This is a genomic window from Streptomyces sp. NPDC031379 (genome assembly GCF_055569615.1).
In genome coordinates this window covers 270214-293008 of sequence record NZ_JBVIIT010000010.1, presented here as the reverse complement: position 1 = coordinate 293008, position 22795 = coordinate 270214, and the positions used below count along the sequence as shown (strand labels likewise).

At 72.2% G+C, this 22795-nt stretch carries 19 protein-coding genes; 8 read left to right on the top strand and 11 right to left on the bottom strand.

The features are described 5' to 3' along the window. Positions 1-120: 120 nt before the first annotated feature. Together ACZ5CW_RS17425 and ACZ5CW_RS17420 are read right to left on the bottom strand one after the other, a co-directional pair. Complete coding sequence (locus tag ACZ5CW_RS17425; protein ID WP_468602060.1) at positions 121-957, bottom strand: LURP-one-related family protein; 837 nt, start codon at positions 955-957, stop codon at positions 121-123. Between the two features lie 66 nt (positions 958-1023). Further along, complete coding sequence (locus ACZ5CW_RS17420) at positions 1024-3072, bottom strand: phosphocholine-specific phospholipase C (RefSeq protein WP_468602058.1); 2049 nt, start codon at positions 3070-3072, stop codon at positions 1024-1026. A gap of 277 nt (positions 3073-3349) precedes the next feature. Between ACZ5CW_RS17420 and ACZ5CW_RS17415 the strand changes: the two genes are divergently transcribed. The 5 genes from ACZ5CW_RS17415 (at position 3350) to ACZ5CW_RS17395 (ending at position 9052) form a co-directional block, all read left to right on the top strand. Further along, on the top strand, positions 3350-4105 hold the full coding sequence (locus ACZ5CW_RS17415; protein WP_468602056.1) for a hypothetical protein: 756 nt from the start codon (positions 3350-3352) through the stop codon (positions 4103-4105). Positions 4106-4250: 145 nt separating this feature from the next. After that, a complete protein-coding gene (locus ACZ5CW_RS17410; protein ID WP_468602054.1) occupies positions 4251-5114 on the top strand; it encodes a hypothetical protein in 864 nt (287 codons plus the stop codon). Between the two features lie 70 nt (positions 5115-5184). Beyond that, positions 5185-6042, top strand: coding sequence for a hypothetical protein (locus ACZ5CW_RS17405; RefSeq protein ID WP_468602052.1), 858 nt, complete (start codon positions 5185-5187; stop codon positions 6040-6042). Between the two features lie 155 nt (positions 6043-6197). Then, on the top strand, positions 6198-8288 hold the full coding sequence (locus ACZ5CW_RS17400; protein ID WP_468602050.1) for a M48 family metalloprotease: 2091 nt from the start codon (positions 6198-6200) through the stop codon (positions 8286-8288). Between the two features lie 41 nt (positions 8289-8329). Further along, positions 8330-9052 carry a hypothetical protein gene (locus tag ACZ5CW_RS17395; protein WP_468602048.1) on the top strand — a complete coding sequence of 241 codons (723 nt, stop codon included), beginning with the start codon at positions 8330-8332 and terminating at the stop codon, positions 9050-9052. A 44-nt stretch (positions 9053-9096) separates the two neighbouring features. On the opposite strand, the gene ACZ5CW_RS17390 is transcribed toward ACZ5CW_RS17395, so the two are convergent. From ACZ5CW_RS17390 to ACZ5CW_RS17360, 7 genes are all read right to left on the bottom strand, one after another. Continuing rightward, complete coding sequence (locus ACZ5CW_RS17390; protein WP_468602046.1) at positions 9097-11274, bottom strand: galactose-binding domain-containing protein; 2178 nt, start codon at positions 11272-11274, stop codon at positions 9097-9099. A gap of 52 nt (positions 11275-11326) precedes the next feature. Beyond that, entirely contained in the window at positions 11327-12931 is a 1605-nt protein-coding gene (locus ACZ5CW_RS17385) for a glycoside hydrolase family 13 protein (RefSeq protein ID WP_468602044.1), read from the bottom strand. Between the two features lie 37 nt (positions 12932-12968). Beyond that, positions 12969-13850, bottom strand: a complete 882-nt coding sequence (locus tag ACZ5CW_RS17380; protein ID WP_468602042.1) for a carbohydrate ABC transporter permease — start codon at positions 13848-13850, stop codon at positions 12969-12971. Next, positions 13847-14800: a carbohydrate ABC transporter permease gene (locus tag ACZ5CW_RS17375; protein ID WP_468602040.1), complete on the bottom strand. Its 954-nt coding sequence runs from the start codon at positions 14798-14800 to the stop codon at positions 13847-13849. The genes ACZ5CW_RS17380 and ACZ5CW_RS17375 overlap by 4 nt, the downstream gene beginning before the upstream one ends. Positions 14801-14805: 5 nt before the next feature. Then, positions 14806-16158: an ABC transporter substrate-binding protein gene (locus ACZ5CW_RS17370; RefSeq protein WP_468602038.1), complete on the bottom strand. Its 1353-nt coding sequence runs from the start codon at positions 16156-16158 to the stop codon at positions 14806-14808. Between the two features lie 131 nt (positions 16159-16289). Beyond that, positions 16290-17288, bottom strand: a complete 999-nt coding sequence (locus ACZ5CW_RS17365) for a LacI family DNA-binding transcriptional regulator (RefSeq protein WP_468602035.1) — start codon at positions 17286-17288, stop codon at positions 16290-16292. A gap of 124 nt (positions 17289-17412) precedes the next feature. Further along, positions 17413-18066 carry an MmyB family transcriptional regulator gene (locus ACZ5CW_RS17360; protein ID WP_468602033.1) on the bottom strand — a complete coding sequence of 218 codons (654 nt, stop codon included), beginning with the start codon at positions 18064-18066 and terminating at the stop codon, positions 17413-17415. A 239-nt stretch (positions 18067-18305) separates the two neighbouring features. On the opposite strand from ACZ5CW_RS17360, the gene ACZ5CW_RS17355 reads away from it, so the two are divergent. Both ACZ5CW_RS17355 and ACZ5CW_RS17350 read left to right on the top strand, forming a co-directional pair. Then, positions 18306-18962 (top strand): helix-turn-helix domain-containing protein, encoded by a 657-nt coding sequence (locus ACZ5CW_RS17355; protein ID WP_468602031.1) that lies wholly within the window; start codon positions 18306-18308, stop codon positions 18960-18962. 476 nt (positions 18963-19438) lie between these two features. After that, complete coding sequence (locus ACZ5CW_RS17350) at positions 19439-19666, top strand: hypothetical protein (protein WP_468602030.1); 228 nt, start codon at positions 19439-19441, stop codon at positions 19664-19666. A 60-nt stretch (positions 19667-19726) separates the two neighbouring features. On the opposite strand, the gene ACZ5CW_RS17345 is transcribed toward ACZ5CW_RS17350, so the two are convergent. Together ACZ5CW_RS17345 and ACZ5CW_RS17340 are read right to left on the bottom strand one after the other, a co-directional pair. Beyond that, entirely contained in the window at positions 19727-20407 is a 681-nt protein-coding gene (locus ACZ5CW_RS17345; protein ID WP_468602028.1) for a 4'-phosphopantetheinyl transferase family protein, read from the bottom strand. Beyond that, positions 20355-21260: a metallophosphoesterase family protein gene (locus ACZ5CW_RS17340; RefSeq protein ID WP_468602026.1), complete on the bottom strand. Its 906-nt coding sequence runs from the start codon at positions 21258-21260 to the stop codon at positions 20355-20357. Before ACZ5CW_RS17340 ends, ACZ5CW_RS17345 begins: the two co-directional genes overlap by 53 nt. Positions 21261-21522: 262 nt before the next feature. Between ACZ5CW_RS17340 and ACZ5CW_RS17335 the strand changes: the two genes are divergently transcribed. After that, positions 21523-22644 (top strand): ATP-grasp domain-containing protein, encoded by a 1122-nt coding sequence (locus ACZ5CW_RS17335; RefSeq protein ID WP_468602024.1) that lies wholly within the window; start codon positions 21523-21525, stop codon positions 22642-22644. Positions 22645-22795 lie beyond the last annotated feature (151 nt).

The following is a 22795-nucleotide window of genomic DNA, read 5'->3' as shown; positions in this document are numbered from 1 at the left end:
CCCCCCCCCCCCCCCCCCCCCCCCCCCCCCCCCCCCCCCCCCCCCCCCCCCCCCCCCCCCCCCCCCCCCCCCCCCCCCCCCCCCCCCCCCCCGCGGCCGTGCTGCTCCGGCGCGGTGGGCTCAGCCCCAGCCGCGCGCGTCCTGCTTGAGGGCGGTGTCGACGGTCAGGGCCGTCGCCACCACGAGGCTCAGCAGCGGCTCGGGCAGTTGGTAGTGGATCTGCAGGACGTAGTTGTCCGCGGTCGTGAACAGGGTCTTGGCCAGGCCCTCCCAGGTCTTGGTGATCCGGGCGACCTCGTTGTCCGCGTGGTCGACGATCGCGAAGTTCCAGGCCCGCCAGTTCTCCGCCTTGATGGCGCCGACCTGCTGGCCGTTCGCCATCATCGCGAAGTTGATCTTCCCGATCATGTTCTTCTGGACGATCTCGCCGACCGGCGAGCCGTCCGGACGCGTCACGACCACCCGGGACTTGAAGATCTTCGCGGGCCGGGTCAGCAGCAGCTGCGGCTGGCCGTAGGCGTCACGGATCTCCAGCTTGTGGGTGAGGAACTGGTCGAGGCTGGAGACGAACCGCAAGATCTTCCGCAGCACGCCCTGCCCGACCTGGGTGACCGAGCCGATCTCCCGGCCGCCCTGGTCCATGACCTTGTACTCGTTGGTCAGCTCGATGAGCTTGGCCTTCTGGTTCACGACCAGGACGGGCTCGGTGAAGAGGGTGCCGCCGCCGGGGCCGCCGGCCGCGACGCCGGCCTGCTGCTGCACCTGACGCTGCACCTTGGCGTCGGGGGCCTGCTGCTGCGGAATGTGGGCGGCCGGCTGCTGGGGAGCCTGCCCGGCGGCCTGCTGCGCCGGGTTGGTGTGCTCGGTCCACTGCGCGCCGTCCCAGTAGCGGAGCGTCTGAGCCGCTCCGTGCGGATCCGGGTACCAGCCTGCAGGAGTGTTCGATTGCGTGGTCACCGGGGCACACTACCCTGATGTGACCGGTACCTGACCAGTCCGCACGGAACGGTGTTCAACGCCTGTTCACCCCGTGACGATCGCCGGGTCACTCACGCCGGGCAGCCCGTTCTCGACGTGCCCGGCGAAGCCGCGCAGGAAGGCCGGGTCGGCCTCCGAGGTGACGGTCAGGTCGTACCAGCGCTTGCTCGCCGAGAGGTCGACGGTCCGCCGCACCTCGGCCCCGGGCCGTACGCTCACCGCGAAGGGGCTGCCGCCGTAGCCGTTCACCACCTTCAGCCGCACCGTGCCGGAACCCTTGTTGGTGAAGGTCAGCTCCAGGCGGTCGCCGGCGTGCCGGGCGGTGACCTCGGGCCCGGCGGTCTTGCCCCGGCCCTTGAAGACGCGCAGGAAGCCGTTCGGGCCGTGCACGGCGAGGTCGTGGGAGCCGCCGGAGTAGGCCGAGTTCCAGGTGTCGGAGAGGGTCTTGCCGGCCTCCGTGGTGTAGGTCCAGGGGCCGTCGGTGCGGTTGTTCGAGGTGACGAGGAAGGCCGCGCCCGCCTGCGCCCCCGAGGCGAAGGTGAGCGTGAACTTCCCGGCGGCGGTGTCCGCCGAACCGTCCACCACGGGGGCGTACTTCAGCGGACGGGTGGGTCGGCTGCCCCGCTCCTGCCTGGGCAGGGCCGGGTTGGCGGGCGGGGTGGGCACGTAGTCGGGGTGGCGATCGTGGTCCGGCGGCTGGTAGCCGGCGGTCGACGGCAGCGCGACCGGCGCGGTGTCCTTGCGGGAGAAGTCGAACGCGCTGGTCAGGTCGCCGCAGACGGCGCGCCGCCAAGGCGAGACGTTCGGCTCGTGCACCCCGAAGCGGCGCTCGATGAACCGGATGATCGAGGTGTGGTCGAGGGTCTCGGAGCAGACGTAGCCGCCCTTGCTCCACGGCGAGACGACCAGCATCGGCACGCGCTGGCCGAGCCCGTAGGGGCCGGCGGCGTGCCCGGCGTCGCCCTTGAACAGGTCGAGCGCGGGGTCCACCGTCGACCTGCCCTGGGCGGCGGAGCCCGGCGGGAAGGGCGGGATGACGTGGTCGAAGAAACCGTCGTTCTCGTCGTAGGTGATGAACAGCGCGGTCCTGCCCCAGACGTCGGGGTCGGAGGTGAGCGCGTCCAGGACCTGGGAGACGTACCAGGCGCCGTAGTTGGCAGGCCAGTTGGGATGCTCGGTGAAGGCCTCCGGGGCGACGATCCAGGAGACCTGCGGCAGCCTGCCCGCCTTCACGTCGGCCTTCAGCTGATCGAAGAAGCCCTCGCCCTTGCGGGCGTCGGTGCCGGTGCGGGCCTTGTCGTACAGCGGGTCGCCGGGCCCCGCGTTCCGGTACTGGTTGAAGTAGAGCAGGGAGTTGTCGCCGTAGTTGCCGCGGTAGGCGTCGTCGATCCAGCCCCAGCCGCCGTTCGCGTCGAGGCCGTCGCCGACGTCCTGGTAGATCTTCCAGGAGACCCCGGCCTGCTCCAGGCGCTCGGGGTACGTCGTCCAGCCGTAGCCCGCCTCGTCGTTGCCGAGGACCGGGCCGCCGCCCTTGCCGTCGTTGCCGGTGTAGCCCGTCCACATGTAGTAGCGGTTGGGGTCGGTGGAGCCTATGAACGAGCAGTGGTAGGCGTCGCAGACGGTGAAGGCGTCGGCGAGCGCGTAGTGGAACGGGATGTCGTTGCGGGTCAGGTACGCCATCGTCGTCGAGGACTTGGCGGGCACCCACTTGTCGTACCGGCCCTGGTTGAAGGCGACATGCCCGTCGTTCCAGCCGTGCGGCAGGTCCTGGAGGAAGGCCAGACCCAGGTCGTCGGCGTCCGGGTGGAAGGGGAGGATGTCCTTCGTACCGTCGGACTGCTTCCAGACGGACCTGCCGTTCTGCGTGACCGGGCGCGGGTCGCCGAAGCCCCGGACTCCCCTGAGCGAGCCGAAGTAGTGGTCGAAGGAACGGTTCTCCTGCATCAGGACGACGATGTGCTCGACGTCGTCCACCGAACCCGTGCGGTAGTGGGCGGGCAGGGCGGCCGCACGCTGGATGCTGCTGGACAGCGCCGTGAACGCCGTGGTGGCGCCCGCGACCTGAAGGAATCGCCGCCGGTTGACTTCGGGCATGAGTGAGGATCCTCTCGTCCTGACGTGCGCGACGCCGTCAGATGACGGAATCTGCGCGGAGCGAGTGTTCCAAGAGCAACAAACGTCAGGGAAGGGTCTGGTGGCGTCCGTGTGAAACTCGGCGGTCCGTGCGGTGCCGAGCACCACGGGCGGCCGGCCGGGCACCGGTTCGCAGAAGTCCCGATATGGGGGGATCGAAGGGTCGAAGAGCAGTAATATCCCGCGCACATGACGCCCCGCCGGCCCCTTCCGGGCGGCGCGGGAGGGGGAGGGAACCATGATCCGAAAGTGTGCGCCGGAGTGTGCGCTGGTGCTCGGGGCGATGCTGCTGGCGAGCGGCTGCGGCGGCTCGCCGCAGGACCGGTCGGGTACGGCACAGTCCCCGTCGGCGGAAGTCTCCGAGTCCGCGCCCGACACCGCCTCGGCGACGACGCCGAGTGCCGCCGGCTCCTCGTCGGAGCCGACTCCCACGACCCGGGAACCCGTGGCGGAGACGCCCACCGAGGAGAGCACGGCCTCCGACGACCCGGAGGCGGAGAGCGAGGACGACACGGCCGCCGAGGAGGCACCGCCCACCGGGGAAGGGGACGGGGAACGGGACTGCGGCAGCCTCACCGGGAGCGGCACCTTCACCGATCCGCTGCAACTCGGCGTCCTGGACGGTCCCGTGACCGCCCGCGACTGCCCGGCACTGACCTCGGGTGCGCCGTTCAACGTCCGCTACTTCTCCTTCACCCTGTCCGCCGCGCCGGGCGCGAACGCCCATGCCGGGGCGTCCTTCACCCTCACACAGGACGCGCTCGGCCCGGTGTACCCCGCGATCGTCCAGCCGAACGGATGGGTCCTCAAACACAGCCTCGGGTCGGGGTACTGGACCGGCACGGAGCCCGACTTCACCGGCCGCTACCAGCCGATCGGGGATCTGACCGAGGGCACCTACATCCTGCGCACGGAGAAACTCGATTCCCCGCTGCACTCCCTGTCCACCCCGTCGTACGACGTCGTCGTGGACCCCGACACCACCGCGTACTGAGAGACCTCAGAGGGCCCAGGAATTCACTTCTGTTCTTTATTGACCGAATATGAAGTGACTGCTCTTTAAGGTGGATTATCCCTTAAACTCTCCGGCATCACGCCAGAGAGCGCGCCGGGGGGCGTGTCGGGGGGAGCTGGTGCTCGTGCGCCGTACAGCGTTGTGCGCGGCCCTCTTGAGCTGCGCGGCGTCATTCGTGGCGCTGGGCCTCTCCCCCACGCCGGCGTACGCCGCGGAACCGGCCGCTCCCTACGCCGAACTGACGCCGGGCTCCGGGCAGGTGGTGCCGGGCGGTGACGCGCTGGTCATCGACGCCACGTTCCACAACACGCTGGACACCGACATCACGGACAGCTTCATCGTGGCCGTCGGCATCCGGCTCGCGCCGCCTGCCGACCGGCTGACACCCGATCAGGTCACCGTGGAGTGGTTCGACGCCGGACCGTCCGTCTGGCGCCCGGTGCGGTTGACCCCGGGCGAGACCGCACTCAGCGGCTACCTCGGCACCGACGCGGGACCGCCGTCCGCCGGCTCGCTTCCGGCGGGTGACGCGGCCCGTGTCCCCCTGCGCGTCTCGCTGGCCTCCGACGTGCCGACGCCGGCCACCCTCCAGTTCGTCGCACAGGGCCTGATCCAGCCCACGACCTCGGTCGACCCGGTGACCCTCATGGACGGCAAGGCGTCCTACTCCGTGGTCGCCGGGGCGACCGCACCGACGCCGGGCACCACCCCGGTGACGGTGCCGGCGAACGGTCCGACGGAACCGGCGACACCGGCCGGCGCTCCTTCCGCCACCACGCCGACCGCGCCGTCCTCCTCTCCCCCGTCCTCTTCTCCCCCGTCGGCCGCCGCACCCGCGCCGTCGGCCCGGCCCGACGGCTCCGGAGGGGACGTGCTCGCGGGCCCCGGGACGACCGCAGCCGTCGTGGCGGTCGCCGTGGCCGCCCTCGTCTTCGCCACCACCGTCACCGTCGGCGTCACCCGGCGCCGTCGCGGCGGGCGCTCCTGAACCGCCTGGACGCCGGGGTCATCCCCGTCCGCACCAGTGCACCGCCGGTCCGTCCTCAGGGGAGGAACTGATGTACCACCGCACGGGTCAGGATGTTCTGCGCGACGTGGTCCGCCGCGTCGCTCCGGCCGAACTGGAGAAACTGGACGCGACCTGCCGTGCGTACGCCGCGCGGCCCCATCCCCCGCAGCCCCTGCACCGGCCCGCCGGGGACCCGCTGGGCATCGGCGTCGAATCGGCGGTGGTGCTGCCGGTTCTCGTGGCGGTGGTCTCACAGGTCCTCGCCGACCTCGCCTCCGGGCGCGTCCAGGCGGGCGGGACCCGGCTGAAGCGCTGGTGGGCACGGCGGCGCGGGGCCGGAGCCGAGGGCAGACGGGCGGCACTGACCGGGGCCGTCCCGCAACTGTCCGAGGTCACCCGCCAGGAACTCGCGGACTGGGCCGTGGCCCAGGGCCGTGCCGCCGGTCTGTCCGTGGCCCAGGCCGACACCTGCGCCCAGGTCATCGTCGTGGCCGTCGTACGGGCGAACACGGATCCGCCGAGCGGCGGGGCACCGGTGCCGGGCACTGACCCGGCACCGGAGGCCGGTGCGGAACCGGAGCCGGGGACGGGCGCACCGGAAGCCGGTGCGGAATCGGAGCCGGGGACGGCCCAGGAGCCGGGGACGGACCCGGGGACGGGGACGGACCCGGAACCAGGCCGGATTGCGGAGCCAGGGCCGGGCGGTGGACCGGAAACCGGACCGGAGCAAGGGCCTCGGACCGGGCCTGCGACACGGCCGGACGGGGGCCCGGAAACCCGACCGGAGCAAGGGCCTCGGACCGGGCCTGCGGCAGGATCGAGGACCGGGCCGGCACCGGTTGCGGGGGCGGGGCTCCGGACGGAGGCGGGTGGTGTTGCCGACGTCGTGCATCCGGCGCCGTCGTGAACGCCGTGCCCGGAGACCCCGTTCCGTCCCCGTCCCCGATACCGTCCGCCCCCGGCACCAGCACTGCCACCGGCACCGGCACCGGCACCGGCACCGGCACCGGCGTCACTGAACGGCGTGCTGTCGCCGGCGCGCTGGTTTCCAGTCCGCTTCCGTTGCCGACCACCACCCGGCTGGCTCTGCTGGTCCTCGTGGCCGGTGCCGGTGCCTCGTTCGCCGCCTGGTGGTGGCTGGTCCTGGGCCGGGACAACTGGCCGGAGGCCCAACTCGCCTGCCTGCCCGGCGCCGGTGCCGGTGCCGGTGCCGCGCCCGACGAGGTTCTCGCCCGGTTCACCGGCTGCGTGGACGACGTACGGCTCGCGCAGTCGGCGGTCGTGGTGTGCGGACCGCTCGCGCTGCTGGCCCTCGCGGTGCTCTGCCGAGCCGCCGGACACCGGCTCGGCCTGTGGCGGTGGCGGGCCGTGCCGGACCTCTCCTCCCCGCTCGCCGAGCGCCTGGCCGCCGTGCTGCCCGACGGATCAGGGCCCCGGCCGGTGCTGTGGGTGCGCGGCCGGCGCGTCGGGGTCCGGGCGCGTGCGTCGGGGACCGTCCGCCGGCCTCTGATCGTGGCCGACTCCCACGTCTTCGCGCTGGACGACCGGCGCGTGGACGCGCTGTTCCGCCACGAACTGGCCCATCTGCGGCTGCGGGACGTGGGCCGGGTACGGCTGGCCGTCGCGGCCTGGTGGCTCCTGCTGCTCGGCGTGACCCTGCCGATGGCCTTCGCGCTGGCCCGCGACTCCGGCCTGCTGGGGACCGGCCTGCTGGTGCGGATGGCGATCGTCCTGGCCGTGGTGCTGCTCACCCTGTGCGCCGTGCTGCGCGTCCGGGAGCACGACGCGGACCTGGCCGCGGCGGCGGATCCACGGGCGCCGAAGGGCGCGACCGCCGCGTACATCGGCTCGGCCCTCCCACCGCGCCGCGTCGAGCGCCTGGTGCGCGCCCTGGGCCTGGCCACACACCCCACACCCGCGACGCGGCTCGCCGTTCTCGGCCGGCCGGCGCGCTCCTGGGGCCTGTCGGTCCCGGAATGCCTCACCACGGGAGTCGCCGCGGGCCTCGTCTTCACCGACCTCGCCCTGCTGGTGGCGGCCCTGATGCCCGCGCACACCCGACTCGCCTACACGGTGACCGGGTTGCTCACCGGCTGGGCGGTGGCCGGGGTGGTGACCGTGGCGTGGTGGCGGGCCGTCGCCGTGGACCACCGGGACGCCTCCGGCCGGCGCTCGGCGCGGGCCGGAGCCGCGCTCGGTCTCGGTGTGCTCCTGGGCAGCCAGCTCGCCGGACGGGCCACCGGTGACTGGGTACGGGACACCCCCACGGTGGACGGGCTGGCCACGGCGCTCTCCCTGGCCCGTGTGCCGCACGCGCAGCTTCCGGCCCTGGTCCTGGCGCTCCTGGTCGGCGGGGCGCTGTTCGGCCTGTGGACCACGACCCTGGCCCGCGCCCTCGGGGCGTCGGTGGACGGTCCCCGTTCGGCACCCGCGTGTGCGGCGGCGGTCGGGCTGTCCGGGCTCCTCCTGGCCGTGCCGCTCGGCAGTTGGTTCCTGTTCGCCCGGTTGTCGGCGGCCGGGGCCGCCCCGGACATCCGCTGGGCCGTGATCGACGCGCCCTGGTGGGTGACGGGGGTGGTGACGACCGTCGTCGGGGCGCTGCTGCCCGTGGCCCCCGCGGGCTGGGCGAGGCTGCGGGGTCCGGAAGCCGAGGGCGGGTTGCGGCTCTGGGTACCGCTGGCCGCCGCCACGCTGGTGATCGCGTCCGGGGCCGGCTGGGCGGCCTTCGGCGGCGGCCCGGCCGAGGCCTCGCCTGCCGTGTCCGCCACCGGTCCCCCGGCGGAACCGGGCCTGCCGGGGCCCTCCGGGGACGCGGACACGTCCGTGTCCCCGTCGCGCCCCGCGGTCTCCGGCGGTGGTGACCGGATCGTCCCCTTGGAGCAGCTGCCGCTGCTGCCGCCCGAGGAGTCGCGGACGGCCGCCCTGCGCGCGGACACCGCCCTCGTCTGCCGGGCGCTGTCCCTGGGCGGGACAGCCCTGTGGAGCAACCCGCAAAGCCGTTCGGCCACGGCCGAGTTGCTCGGCGGTCCCGACGATCCCGTACTGCGGGCCGCCTCCGCCGTGCTGCTGCAAAACCCGTCGGGGCCCGTCGACGGACACGCTCTGGCCGCCTCCGCCCTGCGCTGCGACCTGTACTTCCGTTACGGCCGCTGACCGGCCGCGCTCCACCGTCCGCCCACGCCCAGGAGGCACACATGAGCCGGAGATCCGCCGCGCCGACCGCCCGCCCCCGGCCACGGCGGCGGCCCTCCGCCGTGGCGGTCGTGACGGCGGTGCTGGCCGGTACCGCCCTCACCGGCTGTGACACGGACCACCGTCAGGACGCCGCGCCGCCGACGCAGCCGTTCCCGACCGCCGTGCCGTCCGCTCCCGGCGCCGCCGCGCTGTCCGCGGCCCTGCTCACCACGGCCCAGTTGCCGACCGGCTATGCGAGGACCGTGCTGCGCGACGAGCCTCCGACTCGCTCCGACCGCCCCGGATGCCTCACGGCGCTCAACGCACTGGAGTCCTACGGCAGTGACCGCCCCGGCGCGGTCGAGGCCAGAGCCACCTTCGCGCAGAGCCGGAGCGGACCGTTCCTCCAGCAGGTGCTACGCGGGCTGCCGGGGACCGGGGCGCGTCAGGAGCTGCGGCGGGCGGTGCGCACGCTGGCCGGCTGCGTCGAGTTCTCCATCGGCTGGAGCGACGGAACCACCGGGACGGAGCGGGTGGTGCCGCGGGGCACGGCGCGGATCGGCGACGCGTCGTGGCACGCCACGGTCACCGCGACCACCGGGACCTTCACCGTCCAGGAGAACCTGGTCCTGGTGGTCGTGGGACGGACCCTGATCGTGCTCGGTGACGCGGGCAGCCCTACGGCACCGGACCGCTCCCGGACGCTGGCCCTGGCCAGGACCGCCGCGTCCCGGATCCACTGATCCGGGACGCGGCGGCGACCGGTGCGGGTCGGGGCGGGGGCCGCTCAGGGCGTCAGGTACGCCTCCACCTCGCTGAGCTGCCCGGCCGGCCAGCCCGTGTTGCCGCTGACGCTCAGGCGGAGATGGCGCAGACCGGTGCCGGCGGGCAGGGAGACGGTGGCCGCGTTGCCGGTGGCCGGGTCGAAGCGGTAGCCCTGGGAGCCGACGACGGTGGAGTAGTTCGAGCCGTCGGTGCTGCCGAGCACGGTGACGGTCTGGGTACGGGCGCCCCAGGCCGCGGACGGCGGCAGCTTCAGCACCAGGCGGCGCACGGCGTAGGAGGAGCCGAGATCGACCGTCCAGGACTGCGGGAAGGCGTTGTTCGCCGACTCCCAGTAGGTGTTCGCGTCGCCGTCGACCGCCCTGCCCGGCGTGTAGACGTCCTGGGAGCCGGTGGCGGTGGCCGGGCGGCCCTTGGCGAGGTTGCGGCCCGGGTCGGGCTCGGGGTCGCCCTGGCCGGGCCGGGGCCAGGTGGAGCAGTCCGTCCAGGTGCTGGACCAGCCGGAGTTGCCGCCGCCGTCGGTGAGGGCGAAGGAGCCGGCGTTCGCCGGATACGGGCAGTTGTAGACCCCGGCGGCGCCGAGCTGGGTGGCGGTGACGTTCTTGAAGGTGGCCGCGCCCGGCGTCTCGGCCTGGACCACGACCGTGCCGGTGTTGCGCACGGTCGCGCCGGCCACGTTGACGTTGCGCACCGGGTGGCCCTGCCCGCCGCCGGAGACGAACTCGAAGGCGCTGTACGGGCTGTCGATGATCGTCGTGTTGGTGATGTTCACGGTCGCGTCGATCGCGCTGTCGTAGGAGTCGACGCGCAACGCACCCATCGGATGGTCCCAGTTGGGGTTGATCGCTCCGGTGCGCACCAGCGTGTTGCCGTCGACCGTGATGGTGCCGGACAGCGGGTGGAAGGGGTCGAGGAACTTCTGGTTGGAGATCGCGATACCGCTGCCGAGGGCGTTGGTGTCGGAGATCAGGTTGTTCTTCACGGCGATGTCGGTACCGCCGTAGATGGCGATGCCGTTGGCGAGGTTGGGCTGCGAGATGGTGTTGTTCTCGAAGCTGGAGTTCGTGTCCGGTGAGTTCAGCGACCACATGGCGAGGGAGTCGTCGCCCTGGTTGCGCAGGAAGTTGTTGCGGACGCGGACGCCCTTGGCCGTGCCGTTGAGGTTGAGGCCGTCGGCGGTGGTGTCGAGGATGCGGCTGTTCTCCACCACCAGGTTGTCGTTGTTGCCGGTGAGCCACAGGCCGACCTTGAGGTGCTGGATCCACATGCCGGAGACGGACGAGTTCGGGCCGAGGGAGCCGTTGACGAAGTTGTCCGGGCTGGAGTCGACGCGCTCGGTGACCTCGCCGATGACCGCGAAGTCCTTGATGCGGACGTTCCCGGAGGAGCTGGACTGGTCGATGAAGCGGGAGGCGTGCACGACCGAGTACCAGCTGCCCGCGCCCTGGAGGGTCACGTTCTGCACACCGCTGAGGGAGGACGTGATGCGGTAGTCGCCCGGCGGGATCCAGACCGTGCCGCCCCGGGCGGCGGCGATGGCGTCCCGGAAGGCCTGGGTGGAGTCGCCGTTGCCGCTGGGGTCGGCGCCCTTGGAGACGACGGAGACCGAGCCGGCGGGCTGGGCGGCGGCTGCGGCGACCTGCTCGAAGTCGGCGACGTCGACCGTGATCTGGGTGCCGGTCGACTCGACGGCGATCCTGTCGCCGGCCTGGACGTTCTGTCCCAGCAGCAGCCGGGCGTCGTCGAAGAAGTGGTGCGTCTTGGCGCCGGCGATCCAGCCGGTGTCGACGTACGAGTACTTCGAGGTCACCGGGATGGTCCTGGCCAGCCTGGTGCCGTTGACGTACACGTTCAGCGAGCCGGACTGGCCGTCCGGGACGCTGTAGGCGAGGTTCACGGCGTTGGAGGCGCGCGGCACGGTGAACTCCACGCGCTGTCCGGACGTCAGCCGCACGGCCTGCCGGCCGGAGGCCTCGGAGGCGAGCGTGCCCTGGGTGTGGTCGGGGCCGATCCTCGTGCCGTTCGTCGTCGCCGACTCGGCCTCCACGGAGGTGAAGGGGAGCGTGGCGCCCGAGGCCGCGTGCGCGGCGGGGGCGACGGTGACGAGCATGCCGGCGGCGAGGGCGACGACCGCCCCGACGGCCGGCATGCTCCTGACGTGTCTGGCGGTGCTGCTGTGCATGTGCTGATCCCTTCGTGGTGGGGGTGCGTGGGGACAGCGGTGCGCGGTCGGCTCAGGCGCGCAGCCAGGCCGCCGTGTCCTGGGGCAGCCGGCCCGCGTCGTCCAGCGGGCCGCTGCTCAGCAGGAGCCGGGAGTGCGCGGGCAGTTCGGCGGAGGCGGCGGCGAGGTTCACCACGCACAGCACGCCGTCCGCGCGGGAGAAGGCGAGGACGCCGTCGGGGGCGGGCAGCCAGGTCAGGGGGTCGTCGCCGAACACCGGGCGGGTGGCGATGGCCTCGCGGTAGAGCGAGAGCATGGAGTGCGGGTCGTCCTGCTGCCGGTCCACGGCGTACGAGGGCCAGTCGGCCGGCTGCGGCAGCCACGGCTCCCCGGGGGAACCGAAGCCCGCATGCGGCATACCGGCGGCCCAGGGCAGCGGCACCCGGCAGCCGTCGCGGCCGGGGTCGGCGCCCTGCGAGCGGAAGTACATCGGATCCTGGATGCGCTCGCGCGGGATCGCTGCCTCCGGCAGCCCCAGCTCCTCCCCCTGGTAGACGTACACCGAGCCGGGCAGCGCCAGCGACAGCAGGGCGGCCGCGCGGGCCCTGCGGGTGCCGAGCACCAGGTCCGTCGGGGTGCCGAAGGCCTTGGTGGCGAAGTCGAAGGCGGTGTCCTCACGGCCGTACCGGGTGACCGTGCGGGTGACGTCGTGGTTGCACAGCACCCAGGTGGCCGGGGCCCCGACGGGGGCGTGCTCGGCGAGGGTGGTGTCGATCGAGGCGCGCAGCCGCTCGGCGTCCCAGGGACAGGAGAGGAAGGAGAAGTTGAAGGCGGTGTGGAGTTCGTCGGGGCGCAGGTAGCGGGCGAAGCGCTCGGGGTCGGGCAGCCAGACCTCGCCGACGAACACGCCGTCGTAGGCGTCGGCCACGGCGCGCCAGGAGCGGTAGACGTCGTGGAGGTCGTCGCGGTCGACGAACGGGTGCGGCTCGGGGTGCGAAGCGAGGTCGGGCAGGTCCGGGTCCTTGGCGAGCAGGGCCGCCGAGTCGATGCGGACGCCCGCGACGCCCCGCTCGAACCAGAACCGCAGGATGTCCTCGTGTTCCTGGCGGACCGCCGGGTGCGCCCAGTTGAGGTCCGGCTGCTCGGGGGTGAACAGGTGCAGGTACCAGTCGCCGTCGGGCAGCCGTGTCCACACCGGTTCGGTGGAGCCGACGAACTGCGACGGCCAGTCGTTGGGAGGGAGTTCGCCGTCGGGTCCGCGGCCGGGCCGGAAGTGGAACAGTTCGCGCTCCGGGCTGCCGGGCCCGGCGGCCAGCGCGGCCCGGAACCAGGGGTGCTGGTCGGAGACGTGGTTGGGCACGATGTCGACGATGGTCCGGATGCCCAGCTCCCGCGCCTCGGCGATGAGTTTCTCCGCCTCGGCGAGGGTGCCGAAGGCCGGGTCGATGGTCCGGTAGTCGGCGACGTCGTAGCCGCCGTCCTTCAGCGGTGACAGGTACCAGGGGGTGAACCACAGGGCGTCCACGCCGAGTTCGGCGAGGTACGGCAGCCGTGCGCGGACGCCCGCGAGGTCGCCGGTGCCGTCGCCGTCGCCGTCCGCGAAGCTGCGGACGTACACCTGGTAGATGACGGCGGAGCGCCACCAGTCGGAGTTGCGGGCAGGGGTGGGCTGTCCCACGGTGCGTGCCTTTCTGTCTCGGGGTTCTCAGGGCGGTTCAGCCCTTGGTGCTGCCCGCGCTGATCCCGGCGATGATGTGCCGCTGGAAGACGAGGAACAGCGCCACCATCGGGATGCTGGCGATCACCATCGCGGCGATGAGCACGGTGAGCTGGATGTTCTGCGACAGCTGGACGAGGGCCACGCTGATCGGCTGTTTGCCGGTGTCGGAGAAGACCATCAGCGGCCACAGGAAGTCCTGCCAGACGGCGACCAGCGCGAAGATGGACACCACGCCGAGGACCGGCCGGGACATGGGCAGGACGACCGACCACAGGATGCGCAGCTTGCCGGCGCCGTCCATCTCGGCGGCCTCCAGCACATCGCGCGGCAGCTGGTCGAAGAACCGTTTGAGCAGATACAGGTTGAAGGCGTTGGCGACCGCCGGCAGCCAGATGGCGAGGGGGTCGTTGAGCAGGCTGGTGTGGATGAGCGGCAGGTCGGCGACGGTGAGGTACTTGGGGACGACGAGCGCCTGCGCCGGGACCATGAGGGTGGCGAGGATGCCGCCGAGGATCACGTTGCCGAAGGCCGGTCTCAGCTTGGACAGGGCGTAGGCGGCGGCCGTGCAGAACACCAGCTGGAAGGCCCAGGCGCCGGCCGCCTGGACGAGCGTGTTCAGCAGGTGCTGCGGGAGTTCCATCAGGTCCCAGGCGTCGGTGTAGCCGCCGAGGCTCCAGTGGCGCGGCACGAGGGTCGGCGGGGTCTGGGCCACCTCGTCGGGGGACTTCAGCGCTCCGGTCGCCATCCAGTAGACCGGGAAGAGGAAGGCCAGCGCGAAGAGGATCACGACGGCGGTGAACACCGTCCAGTAGAGGGCCTTTCCGCGCGGGCGGGCGAGGGTGGCCGGGGAGATCAGGGTGCGGGTGGTGCTGCTCATGCGTCCCCCTCGGAGCGGGTGAGCCGCAGATAGAGCGCGGAGAAGGCGCCGAGCAGGAGCAGGAGCATCACGCTGAGGGCGCAGGCGCCGCCGAAGTCGTTGTAGAGGAAGGCGTACTTGTAGATGAGGTAGAGGACGGTGACGGTCGCGTCCTCCGGGCCACCGCCGGTGATGACGAAGGGTTCGGTGAACACCTGCATGGTGGCGATGATCTGCAGGAGCATCAGCATCAGGATCACGAACCGGGTCTGCGGGATCGTGACGTGCCGGATGCGCTGGAGCAGGTTCGCGCCGTCCAGCTCGGCGGCCTCGTACAGCTCGCCGGGGACGGACTGCAGGGCGGCCAGGTAGATGAGGACGGTGCCGCCCATGTTGGCCCAGGTCGCCACGATGACGAGGGAGACGAGCGCGGTGTCGGCGCCGTTGGACCAGTTGGACGTGGGCAGGTGCAGGAACCGCAGGGCCTCGTTGGCGAGGCCGGCTCCGGGGTCGTAGAACCACTTCCACAGCAGGGCGCTGACCACCGGCGGGATCATCACGGGCAGGTAGACCACGACCCGGAAGAAGGCCTTGGCGTGCCGCAGCTCGTTGAGGACGAGGGCGAGCACGAAGGGGACCGCGAAGCCGAGGAGCAGGGCGAGCAGGGTGAAGGTGAGGGTGTTGCGCCAGGCCGCGGTGAATTCGGGGTCGTGCAGGACGCGGGTGAAGTTGGCGGTGCCGACCCATTCGGGCGACGAGCCCGGCGTGTACTTCTGGAAGGCGATCACGACGGCGCGGATCGCCGGGTACCAGGAGAACAGGGCGAAGCAGATCAGGCCGCCGAGGAGGAAGGCGTAGGCACGGGCCTGGTCGATGAGGCGGCGCCGCCTCAGGTCCCCTGCCGGGGGCGGCGCCGGGACCGGGTGGGCGGCGGCCCCTGCCAGGGGGCGCCGCTCGGCCGTCTTGGTCATGGCGGTCAGCTCCGGGCCAGGATGCTGTCGATCTTGCCGGACGCCTCCTCGAGGAGCTGGTCGATGTCGGCGTCCTTCTTGGTGAGGACGGCGGAGACGGTGCCGTCGAGGACGGAGTAGATCTGCTGGGCGTTCGGCGGCTCGATCTTCATCCGGAGGTTCTGGTTGCCGTCGAGGAAGGCCTGGTAGTTCTCCACCGGGACGTTGGCGTTGGCCTTCTTGATCTCCTGGTCCTTGGCGTCGGCGGCGCCGCTGAACAGGCGCGGCTCTGGCAGGCCGACGGGGGCGTCGTGCTTCTTGGCGCGGGCGTAGTCGCCGAGGAAACCCGATCCCGGGGTGAGGAACATGTGGTCGAGCCACTTGAGGCCGGCGCGGATCTGGGCGGGCGTGTCCTTCTTGTTGAACATGTAGCCGTCGCCGCCGATGAGGGTGCCCTTGCCGCCGGGCATGGGGGCCAGGGCGAGGTCCTTGAAGTTGCCGCCCTTCTCCTTGACCAGGATCGGGAGGTTGTCGGGGGCGGAGAGGTACATGCCGAGCTTGCCCGAACCCATCATCTGCTGCACGTCGTTGATGACGAGGAGCTGTTTGCTGCCCATCGAGTTGTCGGTCCACCGCATGTCGTGCAGGTTCTGCAGGACGGCGTGGCCCTCGGGGGTGTCGACGGTCGCCTTCTTGCCGTCGGCGCTGACGACGTCCCCGCCCTGCGCGTACATCTCGGCGGTGAAGTGCCAGCCACCCTGGTTCTGGGCGCTGTAGTCGGCGTATCCGACGGTGCCGTTGCCGAGGGCGGCGATCTTCTTGGCGGCGGCGCGGACCTCGTCCCAGGTGGCCGGGGGCTTGTCGGGGTCGAGGCCGGCCTTCTCGAAGAGCTTGCGGTTGTAGATCAGGCCCATCGAGTAGCCGGTGCGCGGGATGCCGTAGACCTTGCCGTCGACGGTGTAGATGTCCCGCAGCTGCTTCTGGATGCTGTCGTAGCTCTTCAGCTCCTTGAGGTACGGGGTGAGGTCCGCGGCCTGGCGGATGTCGACGACGTGCCTGGCGTCGGTGAAGTACGTGTAGAAGACGTCCTCCATCTGGCCGCCGGCGAGCTTGGCGTCGAAGGTCTTCGGGTCCTGGCAGGGGAAGGCGTCGTGCGCGACGACGTCGATGTCCGGGTTCTGCTTCGCGAAGGAGGCGAGGTCCTCCTCGAAGAACGACCGGTCGACCTTGGCGCTCTTGGGCGGCTCGCAGTTGACGGTGATGCGGGTCTTGCCGCTCGCCGAGTCGTCGTCGCCCGAACCGCAGGCGGTGGCGGCGAGGGCGAGGGACGAACAGACGCCGATCGCGACAAAAGTACGGCGGAACCCGGTGCTTCTCATCGGTGGACCCCTCGTGGCAGGAGCAGTGGGCGCCGCACACTCAAGCACCGCCGACACCGGATCGCAAGATGTCGCGCAGAATCTGTAATTATTTGACAGGCGGATGGAAAGAGTCCGCTCGGTCTCCCGTCTCAGTCGCGCGGCGCTTGCGCGGTGGATCCGCGCACCACCAGCTCCGGCTCGAACAGCAGCTCTTCCGCGGGTACGGCGGTGCCGCCGATCTGCGCGTTCAGCAGCTCGACGGCCGCACGGCCCATGGCCTCGATGGGCTGGCGGACCGTGGTGAGCGGGGGTTCGGTGCAGTTCATGAAGGCGGAGTCGTCGTAGCCGACGACGGAGATCCGGCCGGGGACGTCGTACCCCTTGCGGCGGGCCGCCCGGACGGCGCCGAGCGCGAGGGGGTCGCTGGCGCAGATGATGCCGGTGACGCCGCGGTCGATGAGCCGGGAGGCGGCGGCGTGACCGCCCTCGATGGAGAAGATGGCGCGGGCCACGTACTCCTCCGGCAGGTCGCCGGCGACGGCCCGGGCCGCGGCCAGTTTGCGGGCCGAGGGCACATGGTCGCCGGGGCCGAGGACCAGGCCGATGCGCTCATGGCCGAGGGAGGCCAGGTGCCGCCAGGCCTGCTCCACCGCGACGGCGTCGTCGCAGGACACGCTCGGGAAACCGAGGTGCTCGATGGCCGCGTTGACCAGCACGACGGGGATGTTGCGGTCGGCGAGCAGGCGGTAGTGGTCGTGCGGCGCCTCGGCCTGGGCGTACAGGCCGCCGGCGAAGACGACGCCGGAGACCTGCTGCTGCAGCAACAGCTCGACGTAGTCCGCCTCCGAGACGCCGCCCTTGGTCTGCGTGCACAGCACCGGGGTGAGTCCGAGCTGGGCGAGCGCGCCGCCGATGACCTCGGCGAACGCCGGGAAGATGGGGTTCTGCAGCTCCGGCAGGACCAGGCCGACGAGCCGGGCGCGCTCGCCGCGCAGCTGGGTGGGCCGCTCGTAGCCGAGGACGTCGAGGGCGGACAGCACCGCCTGCCGGGTGACTTCGGAGACTCCGGGTTTGCCGTTGAGCACCCGGCTGACCGTGGCCTCGCTGACCCCGACCTTCTTCGCCACTTCCGCAAGTCGTCGCGTCATGAACGCAAGCGTAGCGCAATTTACGCAAGCTGTTTGCGTAACCTGGGGTGCGAGCCGCCCGCGTCAGGGGAGCGGGCACTCTTGACCCGGCGCCGCCGGTGACCTGAACACCGGCGGTGCCGGGTCAGTCCTCGGGCGACGGGACGACCGTCAGATGCGTGGCCGTGCCACGGGGCCGGCGCGGGCGGCGCACCGCCGAGGCCGTCCGGCGGGGGTCGCGCAGGACCATCGTCAGGCGCCGGTGGCCGAGGTCCCGCAGGGTCTGGGGGGTCTCCTCCACGATCCGGCACTCGACGGGGCCCCGGCGCGGATCGGGGTGGAGCAGCAGCCGCACCGCCCCGTCGAGCCGCGTCGCGGCCTCGCCGACAGCCCGGATCCAGTGCGGCAGCCCCTGCCGGTAGGCGGCCTCCATGAGCGGGTCCTGGGCGATGTCCCGGCGGACCGCCTGGAGTTCGTGATCGTGGCCGCACGTCTCCAGCGCGGTGCGCAGGTGGGCCAGCATCGGCAGGCACCAGCCCGGCTCGTGGTCGCCGAGGACGTCGGCCGCGTCGGGGTGGAACAGGACGAACCTCAGGAAGTTGTCACCGGGCATGGCCGTCGGATGAGGGCGCACGCCACGGAAGAGTGCCTCGAACGCCCCGTTGGCCGTCACCACGTTCCAGCGGTGGTCGACGACCAGGGACGGGAAGGGCAGGGCCTCCAGCAGCATGGCGTAGTCCGCAAGGTACGCCTGGGTCTCGCAGGTCTCGGGGACGGGCCCTCCTGCCTGATGTGCCATCGGGAGGTCACCCCTCTTGCCTCTGCGGCCTTCACGCGGCGATGTGATCCTGCTGCCCCGCCCCAAGCGATGTCAACTATCGTGGCATTTCATGCCGGTTGACGGCTGAAATTCGCCACAGTTGTGGCGAGACCTGGATGTGAGTTCGAGGCACCCGCTAATCTCCGGGAAGTTCACGGCGACCGCTTGCGAGAACACGCACGCGTCTGAAGCCCTCGAGAGACGTAGGAGTTCTGTCGGTGACGGATGGCTACGAGGATCCGGGCGCCGCGGCGACCGCCCAGCTGCCGGCCGTCGTCGCCCGCGTCACCGCGCTCGCCGACCGGCTCGGTGTACCGCACGCCGAGGTCTTCGACGTCGGGCGCCTGTGCACCGGCTGTGGGGTGCCCGAGCCGGTGGTCAAGGCCCTGCTCAGCGGGCGGCCCGCGGGCGAACCGGACGTCCAGGCCCGTTTTCTGCAGCGCCTGGACCTGCTGCGCCGCACCCGGCTGAAGCCCAACGGCCGCAAGTACACCCAGCAGGAGATCGCCGACGGGGCGGGCATGTCCCGGCAGCAGGCCGGCGCCCTCATCAACGGCGACCGGCGGCCCACGATGGAGCACTGCGACGCGCTCCAGCGCTTCTTCCGGGTGCACGCCGGTTTCCTCACCGCGGAGGATCCCGAGGCGCTGGCCGGCGCACTGCAGCGCACCGAGCAGGAGCTGCTGCAGAAGCTCGCCGACCGGGAGCGGGCCGCGGTCGAGGCCGCCGAGGACCCGCTGGAACGGCTGTTGCAGGACCACGGGGTGCGCGGGATCGCCTGGCGGGCCGCGCAGTTGCCCACCGACCAGCACCGGGACAAGGTCGCGGAGTGGCTCGACATGCTTCTGGAGAGCGTCAAACGACCCGAGGCGTGAGGCCGGGCAGGACCGCGGGCACCGCCAGGGACGTGCTCCGGCCGTCGCCGAAGACGTACTCCGGCCGTGCGGCCTTCGGCCTGCCGCCGGACGCCAAGTGCCGTACACGGGCCGCCGGTTGGGCGCTGTGCTACGCGACGGCCCGGCCGGCCGCATCGAGGCGTCCCCGGGACACCCCGGTCCGCACCGCCGACCGGGGCCCCGCGCGCCGGCGCGCGGCACGGTGCGGGAGCGCCGCCCGGCAGGAGAGCGCTGGAGGTCTCCGTCGTCCGCCCCGCCCGGCGCGGCCGTGCCGTGCGCGCCGGCCGCGTCCAGGGGGCGCGGGCACGGTTCCTCCTCCGCTGAGCGGGCGAACCGACACGGAGCCGGACGGCGTTGTCAGTGGTGGACGGCAAGCTGGGAGCGTGCGCCGTACGACACGGCGCGCGGCGCCGCAGGGCGCGTGACCGTGACGCCTACCCGGAGAGAGCCGACCGATGCCCACCGCCGTACTGACCGACCGTGAGCGCACCGCAGTACAGGCCTACCTGCGGCTGCTGCACACGGTGCGCGCCGCCTTCGACGGGCCACCGGACGGCGACCGGCCCGCCGTCGTCCCGCCCGCCGTGCTGGCCGAGGCGGAGGCGGCTCTCGCACGGGCGGGACTCGCGGGCAACGAGGAGGAGTTCTTCCGGCTGCTGCGCGCATGGTGCCCGACCGCCTGACCGGCCGGGCGGGTGCCCGCCGTCACGCACGCGCCGCGACGCGGGCGACGGTGGCCGCCGTCAGAAGTGCGGTACGACGACGGTGGTGGCCACCACTCCGTCGCGTACGGCCCAGCGGCCGTCGAAAGACCGCAGCCGGCGGCCGCCGACCAGGGGGCCGGGGACGAGGAGTTCGGCGCGCAGGGTGCCGGCCGACGCGCCGTCGGCCCCCGGCAGGAGGGTGATGTCGGCCTCGGAGAAGTCCAGCCACTTGCGGGTCAGGGGGTACCACGCCTTGTAGACGGACTCCTTGGCGCTGAACAGCAGCCGGTCCCAGTGCACGGTGGGCCGCTGCCCGGCGAGCAGGGCGAGCCGCTCCGCCTCGGCGGGCAGGAAGACGGAGGAGCCCACGCCCTCCGGGAGCGGCCCGTGCGGTTCGGCGTCGATCCCCAGGGAGGCCAGGTCGGTGGCGCGGACCAGGGCGGCGGCGCAGTAGCCGTCGCAGTGGGTCATGCTGCCGGCGAGACCCTCCGGCCAGCGCGGGGCGCCCCGCTCGCCACTGACGACGGCCTGCGCCGGCACACCGAGCTTCTCCATGGCGCGCCGGGCGCAGCCGCGCACGGCCGCGAACTCACGGCGGCGCTTGGCCACGGCGCGCGCGACGAGCACCTCCTCCTCCGGGTGCAGCGGGGCGTCCCACAGCGGGTCGTCACGGTGTGCCTCCACGGCCACGACCGACTCCGGGAGCAGCTCCTCGATCACCGGCGTCCACCTCCATCGGCAGGATGCGGCGCAGCTTTCCCGGGCGCCCGGGGCGCTTGCGCCATTCACGGGGATATCCCACGGAGACCTCTTCGAACCGGACTCCGTCGTGCCAGGTGGTACGGGGGATGTGCAGATGGCCGTACACCATTGTGGCCACGCGGTACCGGCGATGCCAGTCCGCGGTCAGCTCGGTGCCGCACCACATGGCGAACTCGGGGTGCCACAGGACCTCGGTGGGATGCCGGTCCAGGGGGTAGTGGTTGGCGAGCACGGTCGGCAGGTCCGCGGGCAGCTCGGCGAGCCGGCGCTCCGTCTCCGCGACCCGGGCCCGGCACCAGTCCTCACGGGTCGGATAGGGGTCGGGGTGCAGCAGGTACTCGTCGTTGCAGACGATGCCCGTGCTCTCCGCGTAGGCCAGCCCCTGGGCCTTGGTGGCGCAGCCGGCCGGCAGGAACGAGTAGTCGTACAGGAGGAACAGCGGGGCGACGGCCACCGGGCCGCCGGCGCCGTGCCACACCGGGTAGGGATCCTCGGGGGTGACCACGCCCAGTTCCCGGCACACCTCGACCAGGTGCTCGTAGCGGGCGACGCCACGCAGGGTGACGGAGTCGCTCGGATGGGTCCACAGCTCGTGGTTGCCGGGCGCCCACAGCACCTTGCGGAAGCGGCCCGCGAGCGTGCCGAGGGCCCAGCGGACGTCGGCGACGGTCTCCGCGACGTCACCGGCGACGATCAGCCAGTCGTCGTCGCCGCCGGGGCGCATCCGCTCCACCAGGGCGCGGTTCTCCGGATAGCTGATGTGCAGGTCGCTGATGGCCAGCAGCTGTCCGGCCCCGGCCGTCGACTCCACCCTGCGCCCCTTTCGATCACCGGCTCGCCCACACCACCAGAACACATTCCCGGACGACGGACAAGAGGCCCTGGTCCACCCAACGGCTCCCGGGGATCCGTAACATCGGCGTTGCACGCGGGGGCTCTTGATAGCCGTATGATCGCCCCAACACCAACGCCCCTCTCTTCCCTTTCCGCAGGGCCGTTTGGTGTCCCTTCCTCTCTCCTGCCCGGGCACGGGTCGCTCAGCCCTGCCCGCACACCCCCGAAAGGCGGCCTGCATGCTCTCTCGCGTACGCGTCTGGCTCAACCGCACGTACGCGGAGAACGTGTTCTTCATGGATCAGCTGCGGAGAAATCCCAGCGACCGCGCGGTGGAGATCCACGCCACGCACGGGGATCCCGACTCGCCCGTGCTGGCCGCCGCCGACACCGCCGACCTGGAGCCGGAGGGGCTGTCCCCGGCCGCCTACGTCGAGTACGCGCTCGACCAGTGCACCCGGCGGGGCATCGACGTCTTCGTGCCCCGGCTGCACCAGGCGGCGATCGTGGCGCACCGCGCCGAGTTCGCGGCGGCGGGTACGGCACTGCTGGCGCCGACACCCGAGGCGGTGGCCGTGTTCGAGGACAAGGGCACCGCGTACGAGGCGGTCCGCTCCGTCGGCGTCCCGGTGCCGCCCTGGTGGCGGGTGCGCACGGCGGACGAACTCCTTGCTGCCGTGGGCGAGTTGGAGGCGGCCGGGCACAAGGCCTGCTTCAAACCGGCGTCGGGGGCGGGCGGGGTCGGCTTCCGGGTGATCACGCGCGCCCCCTTCTCGCTGGCCGGTCTCGCCGGCTTCCCCGGCCCGTATGTGCAGCTGGACCTGGTCGTCGAGGCGCTGGAGCGGGCCGGGGAGCCGGTGGACTGGCTGGTGATGCCGCGCCTGGAGCAGCCCGAGGTGTCCGTCGACTGCCTGACCGGAGCGGACAACCGGGTGCGGCTCGCGGTGGGCCGTACCAAGAACGGCCGCCGGCGGGGCTTCACCCTGGACGAGCGGTGGCTGGGACCGGCCCGGCTGATCGCCGAGGGCTTCGGCCTGCACCACCTGTCCAACATCCAGTTCCGCATGCTCGGCGACCGCCCGGTGCTGCTCGACGTCAACACACGGCCGGCCGGCGGACTGCACCAGCTGTCACTCTGCGGGGTGAACGTGCCCTGGGCGGCCGTGCGGCTCGCGCTGGGTGAGGACCCGGGGTTCATCGAGCCGCCTTTCCTCGGGCAGGACTACACGGTGGTGTCCGGGCCGCGCCCGCTGGTGCCGGCGGCGCTTCCGCGGCAGCGGGTGGACTCGGCCGACATGCTGCTGTCGGCCGTGCCCTCGCCCGTGCAGGCGGCTTCCGCTGCCGAGACGCTGCCCCTGTAGGCCGCAGGCCGGTTGCGGGTTCCGCCGGGGCTCGCCACGCGTTTTCCCGCGCCTCTTCGGGGGCGCCTCACCTCACCGGTATGGACCAATTCCGTCGTTCTCCTTGACAGGCAGATTGGTCCATACCAAATTCGTTGGCGCAACGCTTCCG

Excerpts from the sequence above, each read along its gene's own strand:
- ACZ5CW_RS17420 (WP_468602058.1), bottom strand. The coding sequence starts at position 3,072 with ATGCCCGAAGTCAACCGGCGGCGATTCCTTCAGGTCGCGGGCGCCACC.
- ACZ5CW_RS17415 (WP_468602056.1), top strand. The coding sequence starts at position 3,350 with ATGATCCGAAAGTGTGCGCCGGAGTGTGCGCTGGTGCTCGGGGCGATG.
- ACZ5CW_RS17405 (WP_468602052.1), top strand. The coding sequence starts at position 5,185 with ATGTACCACCGCACGGGTCAGGATGTTCTGCGCGACGTGGTCCGCCGC.
- ACZ5CW_RS17395 (WP_468602048.1), top strand. The coding sequence starts at position 8,330 with ATGAGCCGGAGATCCGCCGCGCCGACCGCCCGCCCCCGGCCACGGCGG.
- ACZ5CW_RS17390 (WP_468602046.1), bottom strand. The coding sequence starts at position 11,274 with ATGCACAGCAGCACCGCCAGACACGTCAGGAGCATGCCGGCCGTCGGG.
- ACZ5CW_RS17380 (WP_468602042.1), bottom strand. The coding sequence starts at position 13,850 with ATGAGCAGCACCACCCGCACCCTGATCTCCCCGGCCACCCTCGCCCGC.
- ACZ5CW_RS17375 (WP_468602040.1), bottom strand. The coding sequence starts at position 14,800 with ATGACCAAGACGGCCGAGCGGCGCCCCCTGGCAGGGGCCGCCGCCCAC.
- ACZ5CW_RS17370 (WP_468602038.1), bottom strand. The coding sequence starts at position 16,158 with ATGAGAAGCACCGGGTTCCGCCGTACTTTTGTCGCGATCGGCGTCTGT.
- ACZ5CW_RS17365 (WP_468602035.1), bottom strand. The coding sequence starts at position 17,288 with ATGACGCGACGACTTGCGGAAGTGGCGAAGAAGGTCGGGGTCAGCGAG.
- ACZ5CW_RS17360 (WP_468602033.1), bottom strand. The coding sequence starts at position 18,066 with ATGGCACATCAGGCAGGAGGGCCCGTCCCCGAGACCTGCGAGACCCAG.
- ACZ5CW_RS17350 (WP_468602030.1), top strand. The coding sequence starts at position 19,439 with ATGCCCACCGCCGTACTGACCGACCGTGAGCGCACCGCAGTACAGGCC.
- ACZ5CW_RS17335 (WP_468602024.1), top strand. The coding sequence starts at position 21,523 with ATGCTCTCTCGCGTACGCGTCTGGCTCAACCGCACGTACGCGGAGAAC.